Genomic DNA, 23,576 nt, shown 5'->3' on the forward strand with positions numbered 1-23,576 from the left:
ATTAAAGCGCCCGGCGATCAGTTGTCGCGCGCACCACCGTAGTAACCGCAACCGCGAAGGGTCTGGCCGTCGATGCGCAGTTCGGCGCGCAAGTGGCGCACGGCGCCGGTGGCGCTGTCGACGCAGCGTTGCGGGGCGACCCACAGTTCCACGTGCTGGCCGTTGGCTTCGCTGGTCAGGGTCAGGCCGCCGCCGGGCACTTCTTCTTCGAGGAATGGCAGAGGCAGCGGGTCTTTGCCGATGCGGTTGAGCACCATGCCCTTGCCGCTGGCCTTGATGTCCCAGTCCGGTTCATGGCCATTGGCGCGCAGGGCCAGCTGCTTGAAGTTGGGGTCGTCGCAAGCGCGGGTGGAGGGTTCCAGGCGGTACAGGCGGCTGACTTCCAGCTGGCCGTCGTTGTCGGCCTGCTTGGCGCCAGTGAGGCGACCGCGCACGTCGGCGAACAACTTGGCGTTGGCGTCCTTGGCCAGGTTGGCGGACTCTTGCAGGATGCCGGTGCCGGCGACGTCGTTGATCACGAAGCGGCGTGCTTCGCTGCAGGGCTTGAACAACAGGCGGCCGCCGTTGGCGCTCAGTTCGCCCTGCATGCGCGTGGTGCCGATGTTCGGGTCACGGGGCTGCTCGGCCAGTAACTGGCAGCCAGCGAACAGGGGCAGCAGGGCACTGAGCAGCAGGGTAGGGGTGAGGCGCATGGGCGGGCTCCGGGGAATCTTTGCCAAAGAGCTGGCCACGATACACGTCCTGCGGGCAGAAAAAAGGGCCCGAAGGCCCTTTTTCATTCAACCCCCGAGGTAGGCATCGCGCACCTTCGGGTCGGTCAGCAGTGCCTCACCGGTGCCCTGCATCACCACCCGACCGTTCTCCAGCACATACGCCCGGTCAGCGATCTTCAGCGCCTGGTTGGCGTTCTGCTCCACCAGAAACACCGTCACGCCATCGCGGCGCAGCTGTTCGATGATGTCGAAGATCTGCTGGATGATGATCGGCGCCAGGCCCAGCGAAGGCTCGTCGAGCAGCAGCAGCTTGGGCTTGCTCATCAGCGCCCGGCCGATGGCCAGCATCTGCTGCTCGCCACCGGACATGGTGCCGCCGCGCTGGATGTAACGCTCTTTCAGGCGCGGGAACAGTTGCAGGACCTTGTCCAGTTGCTCCTGATAGTCGCCCTTGTCGGTGAAGAAACCGCCCATGGCCAGGTTTTCCTCGACGGTCAGGCGAGCGAACACGCGGCGGCCTTCCGGCACTACCGCGATACTTTTGCGCATGATGTGCGAGGACGGCTGGCCGACCAGCTCTTCACCCAGGTACTTGATGCTACCGCTGTGCGCCTGCGGCGAACCGCACAGGGTCATCAGCAAGGTCGACTTGCCGGCACCGTTGGCGCCGATCAGGGTGACGATCTCGCCCTGATTGATCTCCACGTTGACGCTGTGCAGCGCCTGGATCTTGCCGTAGAAAGTGGAAACGTTTTCGAACTTCAGCATTTACGCTTCCCCCAGGTAGGCTTTGATCACGTCAGGGTTGTCGCGGATTTCCTCCGGCGTGCCATGGGCCAGGGGGGTACCCTGGTTGATCACCACGATATGGTCGGAAATGCTCATCACCAGCTTCATGTCGTGCTCGATCAACAGCACGGTGACGTTGTGCGACTCACGCAGGTAGGCGATCAGAGCCTTGAGGTCTTCGGTTTCCTTCGGGTTCAGGCCGGCTGCCGGTTCATCGAGCATGATGATGCGTGGCTGGGTCATCATGCAGCGGGCGATTTCCAGGCGGCGTTGCTGCCCGTAGGCGAGGGTGCCCGCGGTACGGTTGGCGAACTCGGTCAGGTTGACCTTCTCCAGCCAGTACTGCGCACGCTCCAAGGCTTCCTTCTCGCTGCGGCGGAAACTCGGGGTCTTGAACAGGCCGGCGAAGAAGTTGGTGTTGAGGTGGCGGTGCTGGGCAATCAGCAGGTTTTCCAGCGCTGTCATTTCCTTGAACAGGCGCACGTTCTGGAAGGTCCGCACCACGCCCTTGCGGGCGATCTGGTGGCCGGCCAGGCCCTGGATCGGCTGGCCATCGAGCAGGATGGTGCCGTCGCTGGGCTTGTAGAAGCCGGTCAGGCAGTTGAACACGGTGGTCTTGCCGGCGCCGTTCGGGCCGATCAATGCCACCACCTGTTTTTCCTTGACGGTCAGGGCCACGCCGTTGACCGCCAACAAGCCGCCGAAGCGCATGCTCAGGCCGCTGACTTGCAGAATTTCGCGGCTCATCGACGCAGCTCCATATGTGGACGTTGCATAGGCAGCAGGCCTTGCGGACGCCAGATCATCATCAACACCATCAGCGCACCGAACATCAGCATGCGGTATTCGCTGAACTCACGCATCAGCTCAGGCAGCAGGATCATCACGATGGCCGCGAGAATCACGCCCAGTTGTGAGCCCATGCCACCCAGCACGACGATGGCGAGGATGATCGCCGACTCGATGAAGGTGAACGACTCCGGCGTCACCAGGCCTTGGCGCGCGGCGAAGAAGCTGCCGGCGAAACCGGCGAAGCAGGCACCCAGGGTGAATGCCGATAGCTTGATCACGGTCGGGTTCAGGCCCAGAGCACGGCAGGCGATCTCGTCTTCACGCAGGGCTTCCCAGGCACGGCCGATCGGCATGCGCAGCAGGCGGTTGATCACGAACAACGCCAGCAGGGCCAGCAGCAGGGCCACCAGGTACAGGAAGATGACCTTGTTGATCGAGTTGTATTGCAGCCCGAAGAACTCGTGGAAGGTCTGCATGCCCTCGGCCGCACGGCGTTCGAAGGTCAGGCCGAAGAACTCCGGCTTGGGGATGTTGCTGATGCCGTTGGGGCCGCCGGTCCAATCGGTGAGGTTACGCAGGAACAGGCGGATGATCTCACCGAAACCGAGGGTCACGATCGCCAGGTAGTCTCCACGCAGGCGCAGCACCGGGAAGCCGAGCAGGAAGCCGAACGTGGCAGCCATCAGGCCGGCAATCGGCAGGCACACCCAGAAGCTCCAGCCCAGGTAATGCGAGAGCATGGCGTAGCTGTAGGCACCGACGGCATAGAAGCCCACGTAGCCGAGGTCGAGCAGGCCCGCCAGGCCGACCACGATGTTCAGGCCCAGGCCCAGCAACACGTAGATCAGGATCAGCGTGGCGATGTCGACCGCACCGCGAGAGCCAAAGAACGGCCATACCAGTGCCATCACGATCAACCCGATGATGACATAGCGCTGGGTCTTGGGCAGGGTGAGGTAGTTGCTGACTGCCGGGGGGATCAGCTTGCGATCCGATCGGCGGCCCATCACCGAGCTCCACTGCTTGTCGAACAGCACGCGCAGGAACATCAGCACGGAACACACGGCGATGATGCTGATGGTGAACGAGCCCTGACTGTGCACGACGAGGCTGATGCCGTCGATGCTCAGTTTCAGGCCCAGTACCGGGAAGGCCACGGCCCAGACCAGCAAGGCGCTGAAGAACGCCTGTTTGAGATTTCTGTTCATACTTTTTCAACCTCCGGGCGGCCCAGGATGCCGGTCGGCCGGAATAGCAGGACAAGAACCAACAAGCCGAATGCCACCACGTCCTTGTACTGGTCGCCGAAGATATCGGCACCGAACGCTTCGGCCACACCCAGCACCAGCCCGCCGAGCATGGCGCCCGGGATGCTGCCGATGCCGCCCAGCACCGCCGCGGTGAAAGCCTTCAGGCCCACCAGGAAACCGGCGTTGGGGTTGATCACCCCGTACTGCATGCTCAGCAGCACGGCCGCCACGGCAGCCAGGGCGGCACCGATGACGAAGGTGAGGGCGATGATGTTGTTGGTGTTGATGCCCAGCAGGTTGGCCATCTTGATGTCCTCGGCACAGGCGCGGCAGGCGCGGCCCAGGCGGGAACGAGAGATGAACAGGGTGAGCAGGGTCATGGCCACCAGGGTGACGACGAACACCAGGATTTGCATGTAGCTGATCAGTACTTCTTCAGCACCGCCTGGCCCGAAGGAGAAACTCCCGGGGATCAGGTTGGGGATGGACTTGTCCTTGGAGTCCTGCGAAAGCAAGACCGTGTTCTGCAGGAAGATCGACATGCCGATGGCAGAAATCAGCGGGATCAGACGGTTGCTGTTGCGCAGGGGGCGGTAGGCAACCCGTTCGATGCTGTAGCCATAGGCACTGGTGACGAAGATCGTCGCGACGAAGGCGACGGTCATCAGGATCGGCAGCGAATGGATACCCATCATGGCCAGGCCCGCAAGGGCGATGAAGGCCACGTAGGAACCGATCATGTACACCTCGCCGTGGGCGAAGTTGATCATGCCAATGATGCCGTACACCATCGTGTAGCCGATGGCGATCAAGGCATAGGTGCTGCCGATGGTCAATCCATTAACCAGTTGTTGGAAGAAATGGTAGATCTCAGGCATTACAGCGCTCCTAAAAACCTGATTTGCATTTCACTGGCAGGGGTACGGCCAGGAAACCGCGGGTGACGGTTTTAAGATTTTCAGGTGAACCTGCCCCCGGATCGCGGGGATCGGGCCCATGAACCTCATAAAACGAAGCCCACTGCTCGCACAGTGGGCTCGTAGGTCAGCTATTAGTCACGCAGTTACTGAGGGGAGACTTCGGTCTTCGGCTTGCCGAAGTGCCATTCGTAGACCACGAACTTGAAGTCTTTCAGGTCGCCTTTGTCGTCGAACGACAGGTCGCCGGTCGGGGTCTTGAAGGTGCCTTTGTGGATGGCCTCGGCCACCTTGTCGGTATCATCGGAACCGGCTTTCTTGATGCCTTGAGCGATCAGCTCGACAGCCGAGTAGGCAGGGAATACGAACGGGCCACTTGGGTCCTTGCCGTCAGCCTTGATGGCGTCGACGATCTTCTTGTTTGCCGGGTCTGCGTCGAACGATTTCGGCAGGGTGACCAGCAGGCCTTCGGAAGCGTTCTGAGCGATCTGCGAAATGGAGTCGTTACCCACGCCTTCCGGACCCATGAACTTGGCTTTCAGACCTTTTTCCTGAGCCTGGCGCAGGATCAGACCCAGCTCTGGGTGGTAGCCGCCGTAGTAGACGAAGTCGACATTGTTCTGCTTGAGCTTCTGGATGATCGAGGAGAAGTCCTTGTCACCCGCGTTCAGGCCTTCGAACACGGCAACCTTGGTGCCTTTGCTTTCCAGGGTCTGCTTGACGGCGGTGGCGATGCCTTCACCGTACTGCTGCTTGTCGTGCAGGACGGCAACGACCTTCGGCTTGACGTGGTCGGCGATGTAGTTGCCGGCGGCCGGGCCCTGGGCGCTGTCCAGGCCGATGGTGCGGAAGATCAGCTTGTAACCACGGGCGGTGATTTCCGGCGAGGTGGCGGCCGGGGTGATCATGATCACGCCTTCGTCTTCGTAGATGTCGGACGCTGGCTGGGTGGAGCTGGAGCACAGGTGGCCGACTACGAACTTGACGCCGTCGTTGACCACTTTGTTGGCGACTGCCACGGCCTGTTTAGGGTCGCAGGCGTCGTCGTATTCCTTGGCTTCGAGCATCTTGCCATCCACGCCGCCCGCGGCGTTGATATCCTTGATGGCTTGCTTGGCGCCGATGAACTGCATGTCGCCGTACTGGGTCACGGGACCCGTCTTGGGACCGGCGATGCCGATCTTGATGGTATCGGCGGCAAACGAATGGCTGGCTACCCCGGCCAGTACCATTGCGGCGAACAGCTTGGAAATCTTGATCATAGTGCTCCACTCATTCTGTTGTAATTCTTATAGTCCTGGCGGCCAGGGCTACAGACCGGGCGGGATTTGCGGCGTGGCCATGCCAACGCGCTAGCCCACCTTCCCCCGGAACATGTCCCGGAACTGTACCGGTACAGTGTAGAGCGCTGTTCGAGCGCTTGAAAAGCGGTCGAAAAGTGCGTCTTTCCTGCGTTGTCGCTTGATCGACAGAAAGATACAGAAAGGCGCCATCAAACTGCCTGCATCTGCGACCCCGTCCCACAACTTCGGGGCCAATCGACCAAATTACATATTTGAAACCGGGTTTTTCTGCAAAAATGCCGGCCTTTTTATTGACCGATTTTTTGCGGATACCACCCATGACTGATCAAACAAGCACCCTCTATGCCAAATTGCTTGGCGAGACGGCAATCATCGAGTGGAAAGCGTTGGAGCGTTTTTGGGCCAAGGGTGACCTGATTTGGGTCGACCCCAGCCTTGACCTGATCGCCGTTGCCGAGGCGATGGCCGAGAATCGCAGCGAGATCTTCGCCAAGTGGCGTAGTGATGGCACTGTTGGGCCGGTGTCGGCCGAGCAGGCATTGGACCTGCAAAGCCGCGACCCAGAGATCTGGGCGGTGGTGGTTTCACCGTTCATCGTGATTCAGGTGAAGGGCCAGGAGGAGGCGTGATCTTTTTTAGTGCGCAAAAATACGCATCAGCGCCGTTTTGGTGCTTGAAAGCAATCAAGACGGGTAGAGGGAAGTAACAATTCGGCGTGGCGGTAACAGTTTACGGGATGCGTAATGTGGCCATCGTTCTGCCAGGCGCCACCGGGACCGTCGCCAGCCTGGGAAATGTTCGAATCAGTCAGGAGTTTATCGATGAGCACTGCACTACCTTCGCTTGGATTCGCCGGCATCGGCCTGATGGGCCTGCCCATGTGCCGCCGCCTGCTGGCAGCGGGTTATCCGCTGACGGTATGGAACCGCAGCCCGGACAAGTGCGCCGCACTGGTCGCTGCTGGCGCGCGCCTGGCCAGCAGCCCGGCTGAATTGTGCCGTGACAGCGACATGGTGCTACTGTGCCTCGCCGACACGGCGGTGGTGCGTGAAGTGGTGTTCGGCGAGCAAGGCATTGCCCAAGGCGGGCGCAGCGGCCAGTTGTTGATCGATTTCTCTAGCCTGGAACCCACCGCCACCCGTGAAATGGCTGCCGAACTGGCAGCAGTGTGCGGCATGGCCTGGCTGGATGCACCTGTCTCTGGCGGTACCCCCGGTGCCGAAGCGGGCACGCTGGCGATCATGGTGGGCGGTGAAGCGGCCGATCTGCAGCGTGCACGCCCGGTGCTGCAGGTGCTTGGTCAGCGCGTGACGCATATGGGCGCGGTAGGCACGGGGCAGGTGACCAAGGCTTGCAACCAGATGATCGTAGCGTGCAATGCCCTGGTAATTGCAGAGGTGGTGGCATTGGCTGAACAGTCGGGCGTGGACGCGACGCTGATCGCTGAAGCGCTGGCGGGTGGCTTTGCCGATTCCAAGCCATTGCAGATTCTTGCGCCGCAAATGGCCGAGAGCCGCTTCGAGCCAATCAAGTGGCACGTACGCACGCTGCTCAAGGACCTAGATGGTGCGGTCAAGTTTTCCCGCGAGCAAGGCTCGGCGACGCCGCTCAGTGGCCTTGCCGCGCAACTGATGCGCTTGCACGGTAGCCAGGGTTACCTGCAAAAAGATCCGGCGACCCTGGTAGAGCTGTACCGCAACAAGGTGTGATCCGGCCGTTCTGGCGCTGCAACCGCTCCAGCAGTGGGCGCAACTCGGGCAGCGGTACGGGGCGCCCCAACAGGTAGCCCTGCAGGTAGTCGCAGCCATGGCTTTCGAGGAATGCCTGCTGTTCGGCGGTTTCCACGCCCTCGCTGACTACCCGTAGGTGCAGGGTATGCGCCATGGCGATGATCGCCTGGACAATTTCCCTGTCTTTCTGGCTGCCCGGTACATCCTGCAGAAAGGTGCGGTCGATCTTCAGCACATCCAGCGGCAGGCGCTTGAGGTAGGCCAGTGACGAATAGCCGGTACCAAAATCATCGATCGAAAGTGCCACCCCCAAAGCCCTGACGCGTTTGAGCAGGCTGACCGTGCGCTGGATATCGCCCACCAGGGCGTTCTCGGTCACTTCCAGCTCCAGGTGGCGCGGCGCAAGGCCTGCGTGGAACAGCGCCTTTTCTACTTCGTTAGGCAGTTCGTCGTGGCTGAGGGTGACTGCCGAGCAATTGACCGTGACCTTGACCTCGCCGTAGCCGTGGCGCTGCAAGTGGGCCAGGTCGGCACAGGCATGGCGCAGCATCCACAGATCAAGGTCGATGATCAGGCCGTTGGCTTCGGCAATGCCGACAAAACGGTCGGGCCCGAGCAGGCCGTGTTGAGGATGCTGCCAGCGTACCAGCGCTTCCAGTTTGGCCACTTGCCCGCTGCGCAGGTCGAAGATCGGCTGGTAGTGCACACACAGCCCGCGCTCCTCGAGCAGGGCCAGGCGCAGCTCTTCTTCCAGTTGCAAGGCGATCGACGCGCGAGCCTTCAGGCTGTCATTGAAGAAATTCAGGCTGTTGCGCCCGTTGTCCTTGGATTGGTAGAGGGCCAGGTCGGCATGCTTTAGCAGCTCTTCGGCTGTGCTGCCATCGTCCGGGAAGATACTTATACCAATGCTGGTGGTCATGACCATGCGCCGCCCGCCCAGGTCGATGGGCTCTTTCATCCGATGCATGATGCGCTGTGCCAGGTGGCGGGCTTCGTCGCGGCTGTTCAGACTGGTGACCACACAGAACTCGTCGCCACCAAAGCGCGCAACCAGGTCGTGGTTGCGGGTAGCGGCCTTGATGTGGTTGGCGATCACCTTGAGCAGCTCGTCACCGGCATCGTGGCCAAGGCTGTCATTGATACGCTTGAAATGGTCGATGTCGAGGAACATGACGGCCAGGCGGTTTTCGCTGGCCTGATGTTCGACCAGGCGCTCGGCGAATACCTGGTTGAATCCGCGGCGGTTGAGCAGGTTGGTCAGGGCATCATAGTGCGCCGCTTGCTGCAGCGAAGCGCGGGCCTGGTCCAGTTGGCTGAGCAGTACGCTGACCCGGCGCAGGTCGTGCTCCTTGCTTTGCAGCTTCTTGTCGGCCAGTGCGGCGCTGATGCTGGCGCCACTGATCAGCAGGGTGATGAAGCCGATGCCCAGTCCCAGCTGCAGGCTGTTGTCGCCAGACGGCAGGCGCAGTGCGGTATCGGCAGGGATGACCAAGGTCATGGCCGACATCGCGGTGAAATGAGTGGCGACGATGCCGCCCGCCATCAGCAGGCTGGCGCCGTACTTCATGGCTTGGTACAGGGTGCCGCTGCCATTGCGCAAGTAGCGGGCCAGGTACAGCGAGGTCAGGGCGGTGAGCAGGGCAATGGCGGCAGAGGCAAGTAGCAAGCCGGTTTGGTAGTACTGGCGGGCACCCGTTTCCATCGCGGCCATGCCGACAAAATGCATGAGGATGATGCCCAGGCCGATCAGCCCAGCGCTCGGCACGAAATGGTGCGCGCGCATGTTGCTGCGTTCGAGGCTGTGCATGGCCAACCAGGCCACGCCCAGTGCGATGAGCAGCGAAAGAATGGTCAGGGATACGTCGTAGTGCACATCCACCGGGGCCCGAAAGGCCAGCATGCTGATGAAGTGCATGGCCCATATGCCGCCTGCCAGGCAGCAGGCTCCGAGCATGTTCCATTGCCGGTGGGCGGTGGGGTCGTCGCTGTGGGACTGACGTTCGGCCATGTCGAGCGTGGCGAAACAGGCCGCGCAAGCAACGAAATAGGCGAGCAGAACCAAGAGCGGTTCATGACGGCAGTCGATGACGATGCGCCCGGTTGCGGGAAGATCGGCGAACAGTTGCAGCCCCAGCCATTCCATGGAATGCCTCTTGATCGAGTCTTCACTCGTCTGCGCTACAACCCTGTGCAGACTGTCCAGAGGCAGTATAGGAAGGAGTACTTAAGCCTTCCTGACTAATGGCACAATGATTTCTACGATTTGGTTATAACTCCAATCGCAGTGAGGAATAAATTTGGGGCCCTAATGCCTTCCTGTGGGAGCGGGCGAGCCCGCGAAGCATCCACTGCGGTGGATGCCACCGGCTTCGCCGGTGTTCGCGGGCGTGCCCGCTCCCACAAGGGGCGCGGGGCCTGCGTTAGCCAGCCACCAGCACGCGAATGGCTTCCAGGCGCAGGGCGGCCTTTTCCAGCATTGCCAGGCCATCTTCGCGCCGCTTGCGCAGGGCGTCGATTTCGCTGTCGCGCACACTTGGGTTGACCGCTTGCAATGCCACCAGGCGCGCCAGCTCTTCGTCGGCCTCGGCTGCCAGGCGGCGCTGGGCTTCGGCCACGCGCTCGTTGTGGGCCGGCAGGATCTTCTCCTCGCCGCCACTGATACGCTTGGCCAGCACATCGCGCTGGGCCTGGACGAACTTGTTGGCGCTGGCGCGCGGTACGCTCTCGAGCTGGTCGTTGAGGGTTTCGAAGGCCACGCGTGACGCCAGGTCGTTGCCATTGGCATCGAGCAGGCAGCGCAGTGCCGCCGGCGGCAGGTAGCGGCCCAGTTGCAGGCTGCGGGGTGCCACCACCTCGCTGACGAACAGCAGTTCAAGCAGTACGGTGCCTGGTTTGAGCGCTTTGTTCTTGATCAACGCCACGGCGGTATTGCCCATCGAGCCTGACAGCACCAGATCCATGCCACCCTGCACCATCGGGTGCTCCCAGGTGAGGAACTGCATGTCCTCGCGTGACAGCGCTTGGCCACGGTCGTAGGTGATGGTCACGCCTTCATCGTCGCCCAGCGGGAAGCTGGCATCGAGCATCTTCTCGCTCGGCTTGAGGATCAGTGCGTTCTCTGAATGGTCTTCGCTGTCGATACCGAAGGCGTCGAACAGGGTTTCCATGTAGATAGGCAGGGCGAACTGGTCGTCTTGTTCGAGAATGGCCTCGACCAGCGCCTGACCTTCGCCGGCGCCGCCGGAATTGAGTTCCAGCAGGCGGTCACGGCCAGTGTGCAGTTCGGCTTCCAGGCGCTCGCGTTCGCTGCGGGCGTCGGCCACCAGGGTATTCCAGGCCTTGTTTTCGCCGCCTTCGAGCAGCGGCAGCAGGCGTGGGCCGAACTGGTGCTGCAGGGCATTGCCGGTGGGGCAGGTATTGAGGAAGGCGTTGAGGCCTTCGTGATACCACTGGAACAGACGCTCTTGCGGGCTGTCCTGCAGGTACGGGATGTGCAGCTCGATAGTGTGCTTCTGGCCGATCCGGTCAAGGCGGCCGATGCGCTGTTCGAGCAGGTCGGGGTGCGCCGGCAGGTCGAACATCACCAGGTGATGAGCGAACTGGAAGTTGCGGCCTTCGCTGCCGATTTCCGAGCAGATCAGCACCTGGGCGCCAAACTCTTCATCGGCAAAGTAGGCAGCGGCACGGTCGCGCTCGAGGATGCTCATGCCTTCATGGAACACCGAGGCCGGAATGCCGGAGCGCACGCGCAGGGCGTCCTCCAGGTCCATGGCGGTTTCGGCGTGGGCGCAGATCACCAGTACTTTGGTGCGCTTGAGCATCTTCAGGGTGTCGATCAGCCAGTCGACGCGTGGGTCGAAACGCCACCAGCGCTCGTCATCGGCCACTTCACCCTGGGCCTGGAAGGCAACTTCCGGGTACAGCTCGGCGTGCTCACCGGCTGGCAGGTTGCGGTATTGCTCGGGCGTGGGCAGCGGGTAGGGGTGCAACTGACGCTCGGGGAAGCCCTGGATCGCCGCACGGGTGTTACGGAACAGCACGCGGCCGGTGCCGTGGCGATCCAGCAGCTCGCGAATCAGCCGCGCGCTGGCCTGGGTGTCGCCGTCGCTGACTGCCGCCAGCAGGGCTTCGCCTTCGGCACCCAGGAAGCCCAGGATGGTGGCGTGGGCCTTGGGCGACAGGCGGCCTTCGTCGAGCAGTTCCTGCACCGCCTCGGCTACCGGGCGGTAGTGCTCGCTCTCGGCGCGGAAAGCGGCCAGGTCGTGAAAACGGTTGGGGTCGAGCAGGCGCAGGCGGGCGAAGTGGCTGTCCTGGCCAAGCTGCTCGGGGGTGGCGGTCAGCAGCAGTACGCCCGGAATCACTTGGGCCAGTTGCTCGACCAGGCCGTATTCGGCGCTGACCTGGTCTTCGTGCCAGACCAGGTGGTGGGCTTCGTCGACTACCATAAGGTCCCAGCCAGCGGCAAAGAGCGCGTCCTGGGCCTTTTCGTCGTCGACCAGCCACTCCAGGGCAACCAACGCCAGCTGGGCATCCTCGAACGGGTTGCTGGCGTCGCTTTCGATGAAGCGCTCGGCGTCGAACAGCGCCACTTGCAGATTGAAACGCCGGCGCATTTCCACCAGCCACTGGTGCTGGAGGTTTTCCGGCACCAGGATCAGTACGCGGCTGGCGCGACCCGACAGCAGCTGGCGGTGAATGACCAGGCCGGCTTCGATGGTTTTGCCCAGGCCCACTTCGTCGGCCAGCAGAACGCGTGGGGCGCTGCGGTCGGCGACTTCGCGGGCAATGTGCAATTGGTGGGCGATGGGCTGTGCGCGGCAACCGCCCAACCCCCACAGTGCCGACTGCATTTGCTTGCTGGTGTGCTGCAGGGTGTTGTAGCGCAGGCTGAACCACGACAGTGGGTCTATCTGCCCGGCGAACAGGCGGTCGCTGGCCAGGCGGAACTGAATGAAGTTCGACAACTGGGTTTCAGGCAGGGTGCGAGGCTGGTTCTGCCCGTCCAGGCCGTGGTAGACCATCAGCCCGTCGATGTCCTCGACCTCGCGAACGGTCAGCTTCCAGCCCTCGAAGTGGGTGATCTGGTCACCTGGCGAGAAGCGCACGCGGGTCAGCGGCGCGTTGCGCAGGGAATACTGGCGGGTGTCGCCAGTGGCCGGGTAGAGCACGGTCAACAGGCGGCCATCCTGCGCCAGGATGGTACCCAGGCCGAGCTCTGCTTCGCTGTCGCTGATCCAGCGTTGCCCCGGTTGATACTGCTGCGCCATACTGCCTGAACTCCCGCGATGAAAAAGCCGATTATGTTAACGGATCGGCCGGTCAGACCAAAGTGCCGAGAGCACCGAAAGGTATCGAAAGGCACAGTCTAGTCGTTTCATCGCCCTGCACAGCGCCGCCGACGAGGGCCCCGGATCAACATGTCTGCCAAGCACCGCTGGATCAGCGCTTCGATGGTCGTGGGCAGCCTGGTGCTGCTGAGCGCCTGCGAGCAGAAAAACTTTGAGACATTGCCCCCCATTCCGATGGAGCAGCTTGAGGTACTGGGCGTGCAGACGCCGATAAAGAGCGTGCACTTTCGTGACAGTGACGGCGAAGGGCTGCTGGTTCTGAGCCGCAGCGATGGCCAGGCCAGCGACCTGGAAAGCGAACAGGAAGTGGACAAGGTGGTGCTCAAGGCCACCTTGTACGGGCGCACGGCCGAGAGCGACGCCTTCAAGGCGCGTTGGCAGGTCGAGCAGGAAACGACCTGCCCGGGGCTGGACCTGGACGTGGACTTCTATAATGACGTCAGTGATGTCAGCGACCTGAACAAGAATGGGGTGGCCGAGATAACGGTGGCCAGCCATGCATTCTGCGGCGGCGGTATCGACCCGCATGACATCGCCATCGAAATGCGTGAAGGGCAGGCCAGTTACACCATTACCGGCCAGTCGCTGATCACCCCGGCGGGCGAGGAACCGATCGGTGGTGAGCGCGAGGACAGCGCTTCGCTGAAATCCGCGCCGCAGGTATTGCGCGATCATATGGATGCGGTTTGGCAGCAGGTGTACAAGCGGCCCTGGAGCGAGGCCAGCCCGCCAGTCGACGACGAGCCGGGTGACGAAGCCGAGTAAATGTTGTCCATGACATCAAGGTAAAGCTGCGCCTGCCGATACAGTGGGCATAGGAGAACGCCCATGCTGCCGCCGATCATTCCGCTCAGTGCCGCCCCGGTCACCTCGCAACAGGACCCGGTCAAGCCGACCCCTGACATCAAGCCGGTGGTGCCGACGCAGCCTGCGTCCGGCGAAAGTGCCATTGACCTCAAGCGCCAGCGCGACCCGCAGGAGCAGGTATTGTTGCTGCGCGATGAACAGCGCCGCCAGCAGCAACGCCGGAACAAGGGCGAGCAGGAACGCTACGATGCCGTCCCGGGTGACGAGGTCAATGCCGACAATACCGTGCCGGTAGCGCCATTGATGGGCGAGCATGTACGCCAAGGACTGCTGGTGGACATCGAAGTCTGATACGGGGCTGGTCAGCGCCTGCGCCTGGCTTCATCATGCAATTCTCTGTTGATCGTCGAGCCCACCCCATGAGCCAAGACAACCTCATCGATTTCGATGCCGAACGTGCCAAGCGCGCCCACGACCTCAAGGAAAAGCGGCTGAACGAAATGCGCAATGCTTTCGAGCAGGCCCTGCCATTGAGTACCAGCAAGAAAAAGAAGCCCAAGGGCAAACCTAAGAAGCGTTGAAACTTGACGCAGGTCAACCCTGCGCCCCCCTCGCGTGCCCGGCCTCGGGCACCATTGACACTGATCAATTTTCCCCGCCGCCACATTGGTTAACGTGTACCCATCGGACAACGGCAAACGAATGGGGAGGCCAGCATGTTCTTCGACAACGTGGTTATCGCCGGTGTGGTAACGGTCGGGCTGATGGTCGCCTTCTTTGCCGGTCTGGGCATTTTCATCTGGAAGGACTCGAACAAGCGCAAGCCGCGCTGACCTTCCGGGTACACGAGCACGCAAGGCATTTAGGGCGACTTCGGTCGCCCATTTTTTTTGCCTGCATTTTTTATTGTCTGAGCTGTCCCTTTCAGTGCAGGCTAATCGAATATACATGATTAGCTAGCTAATTAATCGTTTCCGCTTTATCCTGCTCATCATTGTCTATCTTTTCAGCAAGACTTTTCCCCGCAAGGTCCGCCTCGTGCCCATCACCTTTCAGGCCCTGTTCACGCCCAGCAGCCTCGCCCTCAAGTTTGCCATCAAGACCCTGCTCGGGGGCGGCCTGGCGTTGTGGCTGGCGATGCGCTGGGGGCTGGAGCAACCCTCCTGGGCATTGATGACCGCTTTCATCGTCGCCCAGCCGCTATCGGGCATGGTGGTGCAGAAAGGCTTGGCGCGGTTGGCCGGCACGTTGGTCGGCACAGTCATGTCGGTGCTGTTCATCGGCCTGTTCGCTCAGACCCCCGGCCTGTTTCTGCTTACCTTGGCGCTTTGGCTTGCGTTGTGTACCGCCGCGTCCACCCAGTTGCGCAGCGCCTGGGCCTATGCCTTCGTGCTGGCCGGCTACACCGCGGCAATCATTGCCTTGCCGGCCATTGACCACCCCCTGCAGGTATTCGACCAGGCCGTGGCTCGCTGTACCGAGATCTGCCTGGGGATTTTCTGTGCAACAGCCAGCAGTGCCTTGCTCTGGCCCATGCGGGTCGAGCAGCAACTGGGCGGGCAGGCGCGGCAGGCCTGGCAGAACGGCCTGCAGGCCGCCGGTGCCATGCTGGGCGGAGAGGACGAGGCGCGCAAAGGCCTGCTGGAAAGCCTGGGGCGCATCGTTGCCATCGACAGCCAGCGTGAACATGCCTGGTTCGAGGGCAATCGCGGGCGCCAACGTGCCCGTGCCATTCGTGGCCTTAGCCAGAAACTGATGGTGCTGTTGCGTATTTCCCGTTCGGTGCGCCGCCAGTGGCGGCAACTGGATGAGGGCGAGATCGAGCACCTGACGCCTTGGTTGCAGGAAGTGCGCACGCTGCTGGCCCAACCCGATCAGCCCAGCCTTTTGGTGTTGCGTCAGCGTATCTGGGATGCCGCCCACGATGAGCAGATCAGTTCGGCGGAGCACTTCTGCCTGGCGCGCATGGCCCTGCTATTGGACTATGCCATGGCCGCCAGCCAGGCACTTGAGGATGTGGAGGCGGGCAGGGCGCCCAAGGACGTGTCCCAGGGGCTGGCCGCGCACCGAGACTGGTCGCTGGCCTTGCTGTTCGGCTCGCGCAGCGCGCTGGCCTTCCTGGTAATGAGTGGTTTCTGGCTGGCCACGGCCTGGCCTTCGGCCCCGGGTGGCCTGGTGCTGACCTGCGTGGTCTGCAGCCTGTTCGCCAGTCGCGAGAACGGCGCACAGATTGGCCTGAGTTTCCTGCGCGGGATATTCCTGGCGATACCGGCGGCGTTTGTGGTCGGGCAGATCATGCTGCCGCAATGGAGCAGCTTCGCCATGCTCTGCCTGGGCATGGGCGTGCCACTGTTTCTTGGTGCACTGGGCATGGCCCATCCTCGTACCGGGGCTACGGCCACTTCCTATTGCCTGCACTTCATTGTGCTGGTGTCGCCGCTCAACGCCATGCAGTTCGGCGTGGCGACCATGCTGAACAGTGCCCTGGCCATGCTGGTGGGGGTGTCGGCAGCGGTCATGGCCTTCCGCTTGCTGGTGTTCCGCCACCCGGCCTGGCTGGGCCGGCGCTTGCGTGCGGCCACGCAGAACGACCTGGTGCGCCTGACTCGGCGCGACCTGCGAGGGGCTGACAGCTGGTTTGGCGGGCGCATGGCCGACCGGCTGATGCAACTGGCGCGGCATGCCAGTGAATTGCCGGAAGGCGAACGCAAACGCTGGGATGACGGCCTGCACGGGCTGGATATCGGCGACGAACTGGTACACCTGCGCATGTGCCTGGCGGTCGCCCAGGCCCCTTTGGGGCGGGCCGAGCGCGAGTACCTGCAACAAGTGGAAGCAGTGCTGGCCAATGGGCCTGCTGCCGGGCGTGGGCAGCGGCTGGATGCTGCCAGTGAGCAGTTCATCGCTGCCTTGCGTCGGCAGCCAGCCAGCGACCCGCTTCGGCTGGCCGAGGGGGCGGTGCTGCAATTGCAGAAAAGCTGGGGCAAATGGTGCCGCTGGCAGGAGGACACCCATGGGTTTGCGTGAGTGGGAAGTGGGCGGTGTGCTGCTCAGCCCGTTTCTGCTTTATGTGTTGTTGGCGCTGCTGCTCACCGGCCTGCTGCGCCTGGTGGTGCATGCCACACCGCTGGGGCGCTGGATCTGGCATGAAGCGCTGTTCGACGCAGCGCTGTTCGTCTGTGTGCTGTTCCTGGTGGTACGCCTGTCTGGGACTTTATAAAGGAGTGTTTCGATGCGTGCGGCCGTACGTATTCTGGTGACCCTGTGTGTGGTGGCCCTGGCCGTGTTGGCCGGCTACCAGCTGTGGCATTACTACATGCTCACCCCATGGACGCGCGATGCCCGTGTACGCGCCGATGTGGTGGTGATTGCGCCTGACGTGTCTGGCTGGGTTCGCGAACTCAAAGTCCATGACAACCAGCAGGTCAAGGCTGGCGACTTGTTGATGAGTATTGACCGCGAGCGCTTCCAGGCCGCGTTCGATCAGGCCAGCGCGGTGACCGAGACTCGCGCCCAGCAACTGCGCTTGCGCGAGCGTGAAGCAGCGCGGCGTACTGCCTTGGGGCCAGAGGCGATCAGTGCCGAGTTGCGTGAAAACGCCCAGATCAATGCCGCCATCGCGCGTGGCGAGCTGCATGAAGCCGAGGCGCAGTTGCAGGTGGCCAGGATCAACCTGGCGCGCAGTGAGGTGCGGGCACCGCGCAGCGGGCATATCACCAATCTGCGTCTGGCCGAAGGCAATTATGTGAACACCGGGGAATCGGTGATGGCACTGGTGGATGATTCGACGTTCTACATCCAGGCCTATTTCGAGGAAACCAAGCTGCCGCGCATTCGCGTTGGGGACACTGTGAAGGTGTGGCTGATGGGCACGGGTGAACCGATGCAGGGACACGTGGAGAGCATCAGCCGCGGCATCACCGACCGCAACAGCAACCCGGACAGCCAGTTGCTGCCGGAGGTAGAGCCGACTTTCAACTGGGTGCGACTGGCCCAACGCATACCCGTGAGGATTCGCCTGGATCAGGTGCCGGAAGGGCTGACCTTGAGTGCGGGGATGACGGCGAGTGTGCAAGTGCACGAGGACCGCGACCCGCAGTGATGGTGCTGCCTCATTAGACAGAAATGAAATGTTCGAAGCGGTAAAGCCGGGTCGTGTGGTGAAGGCCGTACAGCTCGAGTTCGCCGACGACGTCGGTCAAACACGAAAAAACTTGGCGAGCGGCCGGCCAGTTGCGTTAGGCTGCCGTTGTGAGTTGCCCGACAGAGGTAACCCTTTTCCCGCCTGGCGTGCGTATCTTCCGATTTCATTGCGAGGTTACGTCATGGCCATCACTTCCCAGGATATCTGCAACGCCGCCGATCAGCTAAAAGGCTTTGTCGGTTTTCACGGCAAGCGCGGTGTTCATATCGTGCGTTTCTCCGAGGACGCGTTCGGCATGGACGTGGCCGACGCCAGTATCACCCCCTGCAGCGAGTTTGTCTGGCGGCCCGAGCAAGGGCAGCGCATGGTGTTGTGCCGCGAACGGCTGTCGCTGTTGTTGGATCAGCACGTGGATGACCGCTTGAACATTGGTGAACCGCTGCGCGCCTACCTGCGCCGCTGTGATCTGCCCGAAATCGTGGCGCAGCGCAGCCTGCAGCAGCACTCCCAGCCTTTTTAGGAGCAAGGCCACGTCTACAAGGGCTGTGCAGTGCTTTGGGAGGTTTGGTGCAATAACGCCGCCAACCCTGCGCTGTCCAGGGGCATGCTCAGGTAATAGCCCTGTACTTCATGGCAGCGGTCCTTTTCCAGCGCCTTGAGTTGATGTTCGCTTTCCACGCCTTCGGCTGTCACTGTCAGCCCCATCGCCTCGCCCAGGTTGATAATGGCCTGGACCACAGCGCGGTCGCTGCCGCCGTTGTTGTTCAGGCCGCTGATGAAGCGCTTGTCGATCTTGATGCTGTCGAACGGGTAAGTACGCAGGTAGCCCAACGACGAATAGCCGGTGCCGAAATCATCCATGTTCAGGCGCACCCCTAACTCCTTGAGCGACAGCATGGTGCCTAGCGCGCCCTCGATGTCGTTGAGCATCACATTCTCGGTAATCTCCAGTTCCAACCGCTGGGCGGGGAAGGCTGTGTCGAGCAAAATTTCGCGCACGTCGGCTACCACATCGCTGCGCAAGAACTGCGCAGGCGACAGGTTGACCGAAACCAGCACGTCGGCTGGCCAGTCATGGGCAGTGCGGCAAGCTTCGCGAAGCACCCAGCGGCCCAGCGCAACAATGATGTCGCTCTGCTCGGCCAATGGAATGAAGGTGTCCGGCCCCAGTAACCCTTCCTGTGGGTGCCGCCAGCGCACCAAGGCCTCGACCGCGACGATACGCAGGTCGTCGAGGCGGTAGCGCGGCTGGTAATGCAACTCGAACTCCTCATTGCGCAGGGCCCGGCGCAGGTCATTCTCCAGCTGGCGGCGGTACTGGATCTGCTGGTTCATTTCGGCAACGAAGTAGCGCCATGTGTTCTTTCCATCGGCCTTGGCCTGGTACAGGGCGATGTCGGCGCAGCGGATCAGCTCACCTGCATCGAAGCCCTGATTACGCGTCTGGGCAACGCCAATGCTGGCACCGATGTGCAGCGGCTGGCTTTCGAAGACGATGGGTTGCTGCAGCAGGCCGATCAGGCGCGCACAGAAGCGGTCGATCTCGCTGCTGTTGTCCATGCCGCTGAGTACCAGGATGAACTCGTCGCCGCCCAGGCGCGCGACCAGGTCGCCATCGCGGGTGGTGTCGCGCAGGCGCGTTGCCACTTCTTGCAGAACGGCATCTCCGGCAGCATGACCGAGCGAGTCGTTGATCGGCTTGAAGTTGTCCAGGTCGAGCAACAACAAGGTCAGCGGCGGTGAATCACTGCCGCGCAACAAGGCCTGCTCCAGGTGCCGGGCGAGCTTGTTGCGGTTGGCCAGCCCGGTCAGTGGGTCGTGCAGCGAAAGGTGCTGGATGCGCGCGTGGGCGTCGACTTCGTCAGTGATATCGCTGGCGGTACCCCGAAAACCGATGACCTTGCCATCGCGCCAGATAGCGCGGGCGGATATCCGGCAGTAGCGGTTCTGGCCATTCTGGTCGCGGTAAGTGCAGCGCAGGTTGGCCAATTGCTGCGGGTCAGCGGTAGCCAGGGCGTCGAGCCAAGGTGACAACGGCGTGGTGTCGCAGGCCAGCAACTGGTTGAGCGGGTGGCCCAGCCAGCCGTCCACCGGGTAGCCGGTGACGTTGGCGAAGCGTTGCGACAGGTAGGTCACCCGTTGGTGCCGGTCGGTTTCCCAGATCCAGTCGGATGCCGACTCGGCCACCGCGCGGAAACGCTGCTCGCTGGCCTCCAGGGCCTGGTTGCTTTGTTGCAGATGCACGAGCGTGAGGCCGATTGCCCGGGAGCTGCGCAAGGCATGACGGAACAGGTACAGCATCACCAGGCCAAGTATCAGTAGTGCGCACAACAGTGCTGGCAACACTGCCCGCAGCATCTGTTGCCCCGGCAGCGGGCTGTTCCAGGTCAGATGGTAGCCGGTGTCGCCCAGGTCGATGCGCAGGTGGTTGTGATCCTGCCTATCCTCCTTTTCCACGTGCATGCCGGTCAGGCCGGCGCCTTTGCCCAACTGCGCCAGTTTGCTTTCGGTGAGCTGGTCAATGAACAGCATTACCGGCGCCTGGCTCACCTCGCTGTCGGTAACCTCCCGGTCCGGGCGCACGGCTGCTGCACTGAGTGCGGCCGGCCAGCCATTGAACAGCACGAAACGGGTGACCTGCTCGCGTGAAATCGCCGCCGCGCGGGCCTGTTCGATGATCGGCTGCAGTGGTGTGTCTATATAGGTGTCGGCGCCTGCCTGGCTGAGCTGTCCTTTGAACAAGGCATAGGTGGTGCGGTCGTTTTCCACTACGAACACCCCTTCGTAGCCGCTGGCGCTGTACAGCGACTCGCCTATGTTTTTTTCCTCGTAGGCCCATTGCCAGTCGGCTTCGCCCGACAAGTGCTCGAAGGCTGCATCCCATACGGCATAGCTGGACAGAAACTGGCGCGAGGCGAGCAGCCGTTGTTCCAGCGCCTGGTTCGCATGGAAGGCGCTACGCTGGCGCTCCTGTTGGTCGAGCGTGCGGGCGATATTGAACAGAGCGCCGAGAATGATCAGGCAAGCCAGGCCGAACACTGCGCTGAAACCGGCAATGAGGTGGCGCACCTGAAAGCGCGGTGTGGGGCTAGCGGGTGGAAGCTTGGCGGTCCTGGCCATGCGCGAGCGGCTCCTTCAGGCAACCTCCCGCCAGGCAGTCAGGAAGGAGGTTCAATCAGGATAGGCCAGCCTGAGCGCGGCAGCTTCACCACGGGCAAAATTGACCTGATCGCGGCCAGCGTGCTTGGCGATGTACAGCGCCTTGTCCGCCTGTTCGAGCCAGTGCTCGGGGGACTCGAGGTTGGCCTCGAAGGGTGACAGGCCGATACTCAGGCTGATGCGCAGGTGCGGTAACTGTGGGTTGCGGTAGCTGGAAACCCGCTCGCGCAGACGCTCCATGGCTTGGCAGGCCTGGGCTTCGCTGGTTTCGGGCAGGATTACGCAGAACTCGTCGCCGCCGTAACGTCCGGCCTGGTCGCCCTCGCGCAAACTGCGCCGCAGCTCAGCACTGAGCTGGCGCAGTACACAGTCGCCGACCACATGGCCAAAGGTGTCGTTGATGGTCTTGAAGTGATCGATGTCGATCAGGGCAATCACCGCGTGCCCCTGTTGTTGCTTGCACGCCTGGAACTTGAGCTGCAGCAGGTCCTTCCAGGCACCGTGGTTGAACAGCCCGGTCAGGCTGTCGGTCAGGCTCAGGGCGCTCAGCCGGCGCTTGTGGTCGCCCAGCTTGATCGCAAGCTGGTAGCACACCCAGCCCAAGGCCAGCGGGTACAGCGCCAGCATGGGCAGGCACGCATAGACCTGCAGGGGCGTGGCGGTCAATTGCAAGCCAGGGCCGAGCAGCAGGATGGCGGCGAGCATGCCAGCCAGTTGCGCGAGCACCCCGCGAAAGACCATGCGCTTGCCACCGGCGGCGACGTTGTTCATCGTCATCATCGCCAGCACGGTCACGCTGGGCAGCGGGTTGAAGTGCATGGCGGCGGTCCAGAACCCGCCCATCAGGGAGTCCAGCAGGAGGTTGCGCTGTTCCGCCTGGTAAGGCGTTGTCGAGCGGGCAGCCCACAGGTAGGCCACGTGCGGCCACAGTAGACCATTGAACAGTACCAGCAGCCATGCCCAGGAGGGGGGCGACAGCGGCGCAATGGCCGCCATGACAGTGAACAGGCCGATTCCCAGGCCAATGACCCGCGGCAGGTAGATGCGCTTGACGAATGAAAGTCCTTTGCCGTTGCGGTTATCCATAGTGCTCACAGTTTTCTGTCGGTGTACCGTTCATCGCATAACACGCATGAATATTGTTGAACAGTGTGTCATCGGCGAGAAATGACCTTGCAAGCCAATTCACGGTTGATTCGATCACTGTGGTGGGCAGCCGATTACCAGGCTCAGGTGCGACTGAGCGCGCCGCGGACGGGGGCGGGGCAACCTGGAGTCACCGCATGGCGGGCAGAACGGATGTGTAGCCCTGGCCCGTGAGTAAGCAGGGCCAGGGGCATGAGCTCACTGTAGCAGCACGCTGAGTATCATTTTGGCTCATGTCTGCTGCGCGCGGACTGGGGCTGGTCGTCGTTAAGAAGCCGCGAGGGTGGTTTGCCACTGTCACTGCGCACTTGTGCATGGCTGATCAAGGCGAAGATGAAACTGCCACCGATGATGTTGCCCGCCAGCGTCGGTAGTGCAAATTCCAGCCAGAAGCGGTTCCAGGTTTCGTCGCCAGCCCACACCAGGTAGGACACTTCGACTGACCCCACCACTATATGAGTGAAATCGCCAAGGGCCATCAGGTAGGTGATCATCAGAATGATCCAGATCTTGGCGTGCTCCATTGAAGGGATCATCCAGACCATGGTGGCAATCATCCAGCCTGAGACTATGCCCTTGGCGAACATCTGGCTGATGTCGTTCTTCATTACCTTGCGACCGACCTCCAGAAATGCAACATCGGTCTTGCTGTCGAAGATCGGCAGTTCCAGCATCACCCAGGCTACCAGCAGGGTGCCTGCCAGGTTGCCAAGCAACACCACGCTCCAGAGGCGTAGCAGTCGTCCGAAGTTGGCCAGCGTAGGGGCGGTCATGACGGGCAGCACGGCGGTGAGCGTATTTTCGGTGAACAGTTGCTGGCGTGCCAAAATCACGGCAAGGAAGCCCGCACTGTAGCCAATGCTGGCGACCACCTGGGCACCATCGCCTTCCGGCAGGCGGGCGTAGAATAGCCCCATGGCCATCAACGACAGCCCCATGGACAGGCCGGCGGCAAGTGCCGACCACCACAACGCGGCAAGTGTACGTTCCAGCTCCTGGTCGCCCTGGTAGCGAATGATTTCGTGCAGCACAGCCGCCCGCGGCGGTTGGCTGTGGCTGACTTCCTGCTCTTCATCTGCAGAGAGGCCGGGGGTTTTCTCGCTTTGCCCATTGCTCATGGCCGCTACGCTCCGTGGTGTGTTTCTTTACAGATCCACGGCGCTTTCATTAGTTGCCGGTTAGCGGCAAAACGGTGATGGAAAAGTTTTTCAGAACAAGGTGTTGACTCTGATTTCAAAGCGCGTATTATTCGCCTCCTCGCAGCGATGAACGCTTCGGGGCAAGCGGTAAGTTGTTGAAGTTGTTAGCTTTCGAAAGAAAGTGGTGGTAAAAAACTTCAAAATAAACGCTTGACAGGTTCTGAGGAAAGCGTAGAATGCGCGCCTCGGTTGAGACGAAAAGCTCTTAACCAAACGCTCTTTAACAAATCGAATCAAGCAATTCGTGTGGGTGCTTGTGAGTACGGACTGATAGTCAA

The 23,576-nt window shown here is 61.9% G+C and carries 21 protein-coding genes; 10 read left to right on the forward strand and 11 right to left on the reverse strand.

What is annotated here, in order from left to right:
• Positions 1-17 precede the first annotated feature (17 nt).
• The 6 genes from FQ668_RS05225 to FQ668_RS05250 form a co-directional block, all read right to left on the reverse strand.
• Complete coding sequence (locus FQ668_RS05225; protein ID WP_019439147.1) at positions 18-692, reverse strand: COG3650 family protein; 675 nt, start codon at positions 690-692, stop codon at positions 18-20.
• 87 nt (positions 693-779) lie between these two features.
• Positions 780-1,481: an ABC transporter ATP-binding protein gene (locus FQ668_RS05230; RefSeq protein WP_003254879.1), complete on the reverse strand. Its 702-nt coding sequence runs from the start codon at positions 1,479-1,481 to the stop codon at positions 780-782.
• Positions 1,482-2,249 carry a high-affinity branched-chain amino acid ABC transporter ATP-binding protein LivG gene (gene livG, locus FQ668_RS05235; protein ID WP_014589947.1) on the reverse strand — a complete coding sequence of 256 codons (768 nt, stop codon included), beginning with the start codon at positions 2,247-2,249 and terminating at the stop codon, positions 1,482-1,484.
• Positions 2,246-3,502: a high-affinity branched-chain amino acid ABC transporter permease LivM gene (locus FQ668_RS05240; protein WP_003254877.1), complete on the reverse strand. Its 1,257-nt coding sequence runs from the start codon at positions 3,500-3,502 to the stop codon at positions 2,246-2,248. Before FQ668_RS05240 ends, livG begins: the two co-directional genes overlap by 4 nt.
• Positions 3,499-4,422, reverse strand: coding sequence for a high-affinity branched-chain amino acid ABC transporter permease LivH (gene livH / locus FQ668_RS05245; RefSeq protein WP_008097482.1), 924 nt, complete (start codon positions 4,420-4,422; stop codon positions 3,499-3,501). The genes FQ668_RS05240 and livH overlap by 4 nt, the downstream gene beginning before the upstream one ends.
• A gap of 185 nt (positions 4,423-4,607) precedes the next feature.
• Positions 4,608-5,723, reverse strand: coding sequence for a branched-chain amino acid ABC transporter substrate-binding protein (locus FQ668_RS05250; RefSeq protein ID WP_010952299.1), 1,116 nt, complete (start codon positions 5,721-5,723; stop codon positions 4,608-4,610).
• A gap of 359 nt (positions 5,724-6,082) precedes the next feature.
• On the opposite strand from FQ668_RS05250, the gene FQ668_RS05255 reads away from it, so the two are divergent.
• Together FQ668_RS05255 and FQ668_RS05260 are read left to right on the forward strand one after the other, a co-directional pair.
• Positions 6,083-6,394, forward strand: coding sequence for a DUF2288 domain-containing protein (locus FQ668_RS05255; protein WP_012051427.1), 312 nt, complete (start codon positions 6,083-6,085; stop codon positions 6,392-6,394).
• A gap of 192 nt (positions 6,395-6,586) precedes the next feature.
• Positions 6,587-7,474: an NAD(P)-dependent oxidoreductase gene (locus FQ668_RS05260; protein WP_019439146.1), complete on the forward strand. Its 888-nt coding sequence runs from the start codon at positions 6,587-6,589 to the stop codon at positions 7,472-7,474.
• Here the strand turns inward: FQ668_RS05260 and FQ668_RS05265 are convergent.
• Together FQ668_RS05265 and rapA are read right to left on the reverse strand one after the other, a co-directional pair.
• Positions 7,374-9,638 carry a bifunctional diguanylate cyclase/phosphodiesterase gene (locus FQ668_RS05265; protein ID WP_019439145.1) on the reverse strand — a complete coding sequence of 755 codons (2,265 nt, stop codon included), beginning with the start codon at positions 9,636-9,638 and terminating at the stop codon, positions 7,374-7,376. The genes FQ668_RS05260 and FQ668_RS05265 overlap by 101 nt on opposite strands.
• A 277-nt stretch (positions 9,639-9,915) precedes the next feature.
• Positions 9,916-12,762 (reverse strand): RNA polymerase-associated protein RapA, encoded by a 2,847-nt coding sequence (rapA, locus tag FQ668_RS05270; protein WP_019439144.1) that lies wholly within the window; start codon positions 12,760-12,762, stop codon positions 9,916-9,918.
• A 150-nt stretch (positions 12,763-12,912) separates the two neighbouring features.
• Here rapA and FQ668_RS05275 point away from each other — a divergent pair, with 150 nt between their 5' ends.
• From FQ668_RS05275 to FQ668_RS05300, 8 genes are all read left to right on the forward strand, one after another.
• Positions 12,913-13,608, forward strand: coding sequence for a M949_RS01915 family surface polysaccharide biosynthesis protein (locus FQ668_RS05275; protein WP_019439143.1), 696 nt, complete (start codon positions 12,913-12,915; stop codon positions 13,606-13,608).
• Between the two features lie 63 nt (positions 13,609-13,671).
• Positions 13,672-14,001 carry a hypothetical protein gene (locus tag FQ668_RS05280; RefSeq protein ID WP_003254865.1) on the forward strand — a complete coding sequence of 110 codons (330 nt, stop codon included), beginning with the start codon at positions 13,672-13,674 and terminating at the stop codon, positions 13,999-14,001.
• A gap of 68 nt (positions 14,002-14,069) precedes the next feature.
• Positions 14,070-14,231 carry a hypothetical protein gene (locus tag FQ668_RS28495; RefSeq protein WP_014589951.1) on the forward strand — a complete coding sequence of 54 codons (162 nt, stop codon included), beginning with the start codon at positions 14,070-14,072 and terminating at the stop codon, positions 14,229-14,231.
• 135 nt (positions 14,232-14,366) lie between these two features.
• A complete protein-coding gene (gene ccoM, locus FQ668_RS29150) occupies positions 14,367-14,483 on the forward strand; it encodes a cytochrome c oxidase subunit CcoM (protein ID WP_003254862.1) in 117 nt (38 codons plus the stop codon).
• A gap of 205 nt (positions 14,484-14,688) precedes the next feature.
• Complete coding sequence (locus tag FQ668_RS05285; protein ID WP_014589952.1) at positions 14,689-16,677, forward strand: FUSC family protein; 1,989 nt, start codon at positions 14,689-14,691, stop codon at positions 16,675-16,677.
• The gene (locus FQ668_RS05290) at positions 16,664-16,870 is read left to right on the forward strand and encodes a DUF1656 domain-containing protein (RefSeq protein WP_010952308.1); all 207 of its coding nucleotides are present in this window, start codon (positions 16,664-16,666) and stop codon (positions 16,868-16,870) included. Before FQ668_RS05285 ends, FQ668_RS05290 begins: the two co-directional genes overlap by 14 nt.
• Before the next feature lie 12 nt (positions 16,871-16,882).
• On the forward strand, positions 16,883-17,752 hold the full coding sequence (locus FQ668_RS05295) for an HlyD family secretion protein (RefSeq protein WP_014589953.1): 870 nt from the start codon (positions 16,883-16,885) through the stop codon (positions 17,750-17,752).
• Between the two features lie 223 nt (positions 17,753-17,975).
• Positions 17,976-18,314 (forward strand): DUF2025 family protein, encoded by a 339-nt coding sequence (locus tag FQ668_RS05300; protein WP_014589954.1) that lies wholly within the window; start codon positions 17,976-17,978, stop codon positions 18,312-18,314.
• A 14-nt stretch (positions 18,315-18,328) separates the two neighbouring features.
• Here the strand turns inward: FQ668_RS05300 and FQ668_RS05305 are convergent, their stop codons facing one another.
• From FQ668_RS05305 to FQ668_RS05315, 3 genes are all read right to left on the reverse strand, one after another.
• On the reverse strand, positions 18,329-20,914 hold the full coding sequence (locus FQ668_RS05305) for an EAL domain-containing protein (RefSeq protein WP_014589955.1): 2,586 nt from the start codon (positions 20,912-20,914) through the stop codon (positions 18,329-18,331).
• 51 nt (positions 20,915-20,965) lie between these two features.
• Entirely contained in the window at positions 20,966-22,039 is a 1,074-nt protein-coding gene (locus FQ668_RS05310; RefSeq protein WP_014589956.1) for a diguanylate cyclase, read from the reverse strand.
• 281 nt (positions 22,040-22,320) lie between these two features.
• Positions 22,321-23,217: a formate/nitrite transporter family protein gene (locus tag FQ668_RS05315; protein WP_014589957.1), complete on the reverse strand. Its 897-nt coding sequence runs from the start codon at positions 23,215-23,217 to the stop codon at positions 22,321-22,323.
• Between the last annotated feature and the right edge of the window lie 359 nt (positions 23,218-23,576).

Origin of the sequence: Pseudomonas sp. Kh14 (assembly GCF_900291005.1) — a bacterium.
Classification (GTDB): Bacteria; Pseudomonadota; Gammaproteobacteria; order Pseudomonadales; family Pseudomonadaceae; genus Aquipseudomonas; species Aquipseudomonas alloputida.

Excerpts from the sequence above, each read along its gene's own strand:
- FQ668_RS05255 (WP_012051427.1), top strand. The coding sequence starts at position 6,083 with ATGACTGATCAAACAAGCACCCTCTATGCCAAATTGCTTGGCGAGACG.
- FQ668_RS05225 (WP_019439147.1), bottom strand. The coding sequence starts at position 692 with ATGCGCCTCACCCCTACCCTGCTGCTCAGTGCCCTGCTGCCCCTGTTC.
- FQ668_RS05280 (WP_003254865.1), top strand. The coding sequence starts at position 13,672 with ATGCTGCCGCCGATCATTCCGCTCAGTGCCGCCCCGGTCACCTCGCAA.
- FQ668_RS05250 (WP_010952299.1), bottom strand. The coding sequence starts at position 5,723 with ATGATCAAGATTTCCAAGCTGTTCGCCGCAATGGTACTGGCCGGGGTA.
- FQ668_RS05275 (WP_019439143.1), top strand. The coding sequence starts at position 12,913 with ATGTCTGCCAAGCACCGCTGGATCAGCGCTTCGATGGTCGTGGGCAGC.
- FQ668_RS05315 (WP_014589957.1), bottom strand. The coding sequence starts at position 23,217 with ATGAGCAATGGGCAAAGCGAGAAAACCCCCGGCCTCTCTGCAGATGAA.
- FQ668_RS05300 (WP_014589954.1), top strand. The coding sequence starts at position 17,976 with ATGGCCATCACTTCCCAGGATATCTGCAACGCCGCCGATCAGCTAAAA.
- FQ668_RS05230 (WP_003254879.1), bottom strand. The coding sequence starts at position 1,481 with ATGCTGAAGTTCGAAAACGTTTCCACTTTCTACGGCAAGATCCAGGCG.
- FQ668_RS28495 (WP_014589951.1), top strand. The coding sequence starts at position 14,070 with ATGAGCCAAGACAACCTCATCGATTTCGATGCCGAACGTGCCAAGCGC.
- rapA (WP_019439144.1), bottom strand. The coding sequence starts at position 12,762 with ATGGCGCAGCAGTATCAACCGGGGCAACGCTGGATCAGCGACAGCGAA.
- livG (WP_014589947.1), bottom strand. The coding sequence starts at position 2,249 with ATGAGCCGCGAAATTCTGCAAGTCAGCGGCCTGAGCATGCGCTTCGGC.
- FQ668_RS05240 (WP_003254877.1), bottom strand. The coding sequence starts at position 3,502 with ATGAACAGAAATCTCAAACAGGCGTTCTTCAGCGCCTTGCTGGTCTGG.
- FQ668_RS05310 (WP_014589956.1), bottom strand. The coding sequence starts at position 22,039 with ATGGATAACCGCAACGGCAAAGGACTTTCATTCGTCAAGCGCATCTAC.
- FQ668_RS05305 (WP_014589955.1), bottom strand. The coding sequence starts at position 20,914 with ATGGCCAGGACCGCCAAGCTTCCACCCGCTAGCCCCACACCGCGCTTT.
- FQ668_RS05265 (WP_019439145.1), bottom strand. The coding sequence starts at position 9,638 with ATGGAATGGCTGGGGCTGCAACTGTTCGCCGATCTTCCCGCAACCGGG.
- FQ668_RS05260 (WP_019439146.1), top strand. The coding sequence starts at position 6,587 with ATGAGCACTGCACTACCTTCGCTTGGATTCGCCGGCATCGGCCTGATG.
- FQ668_RS05295 (WP_014589953.1), top strand. The coding sequence starts at position 16,883 with ATGCGTGCGGCCGTACGTATTCTGGTGACCCTGTGTGTGGTGGCCCTG.
- livH (WP_008097482.1), bottom strand. The coding sequence starts at position 4,422 with ATGCCTGAGATCTACCATTTCTTCCAACAACTGGTTAATGGATTGACC.
- ccoM (WP_003254862.1), top strand. The coding sequence starts at position 14,367 with ATGTTCTTCGACAACGTGGTTATCGCCGGTGTGGTAACGGTCGGGCTG.
- FQ668_RS05290 (WP_010952308.1), top strand. The coding sequence starts at position 16,664 with ATGGGTTTGCGTGAGTGGGAAGTGGGCGGTGTGCTGCTCAGCCCGTTT.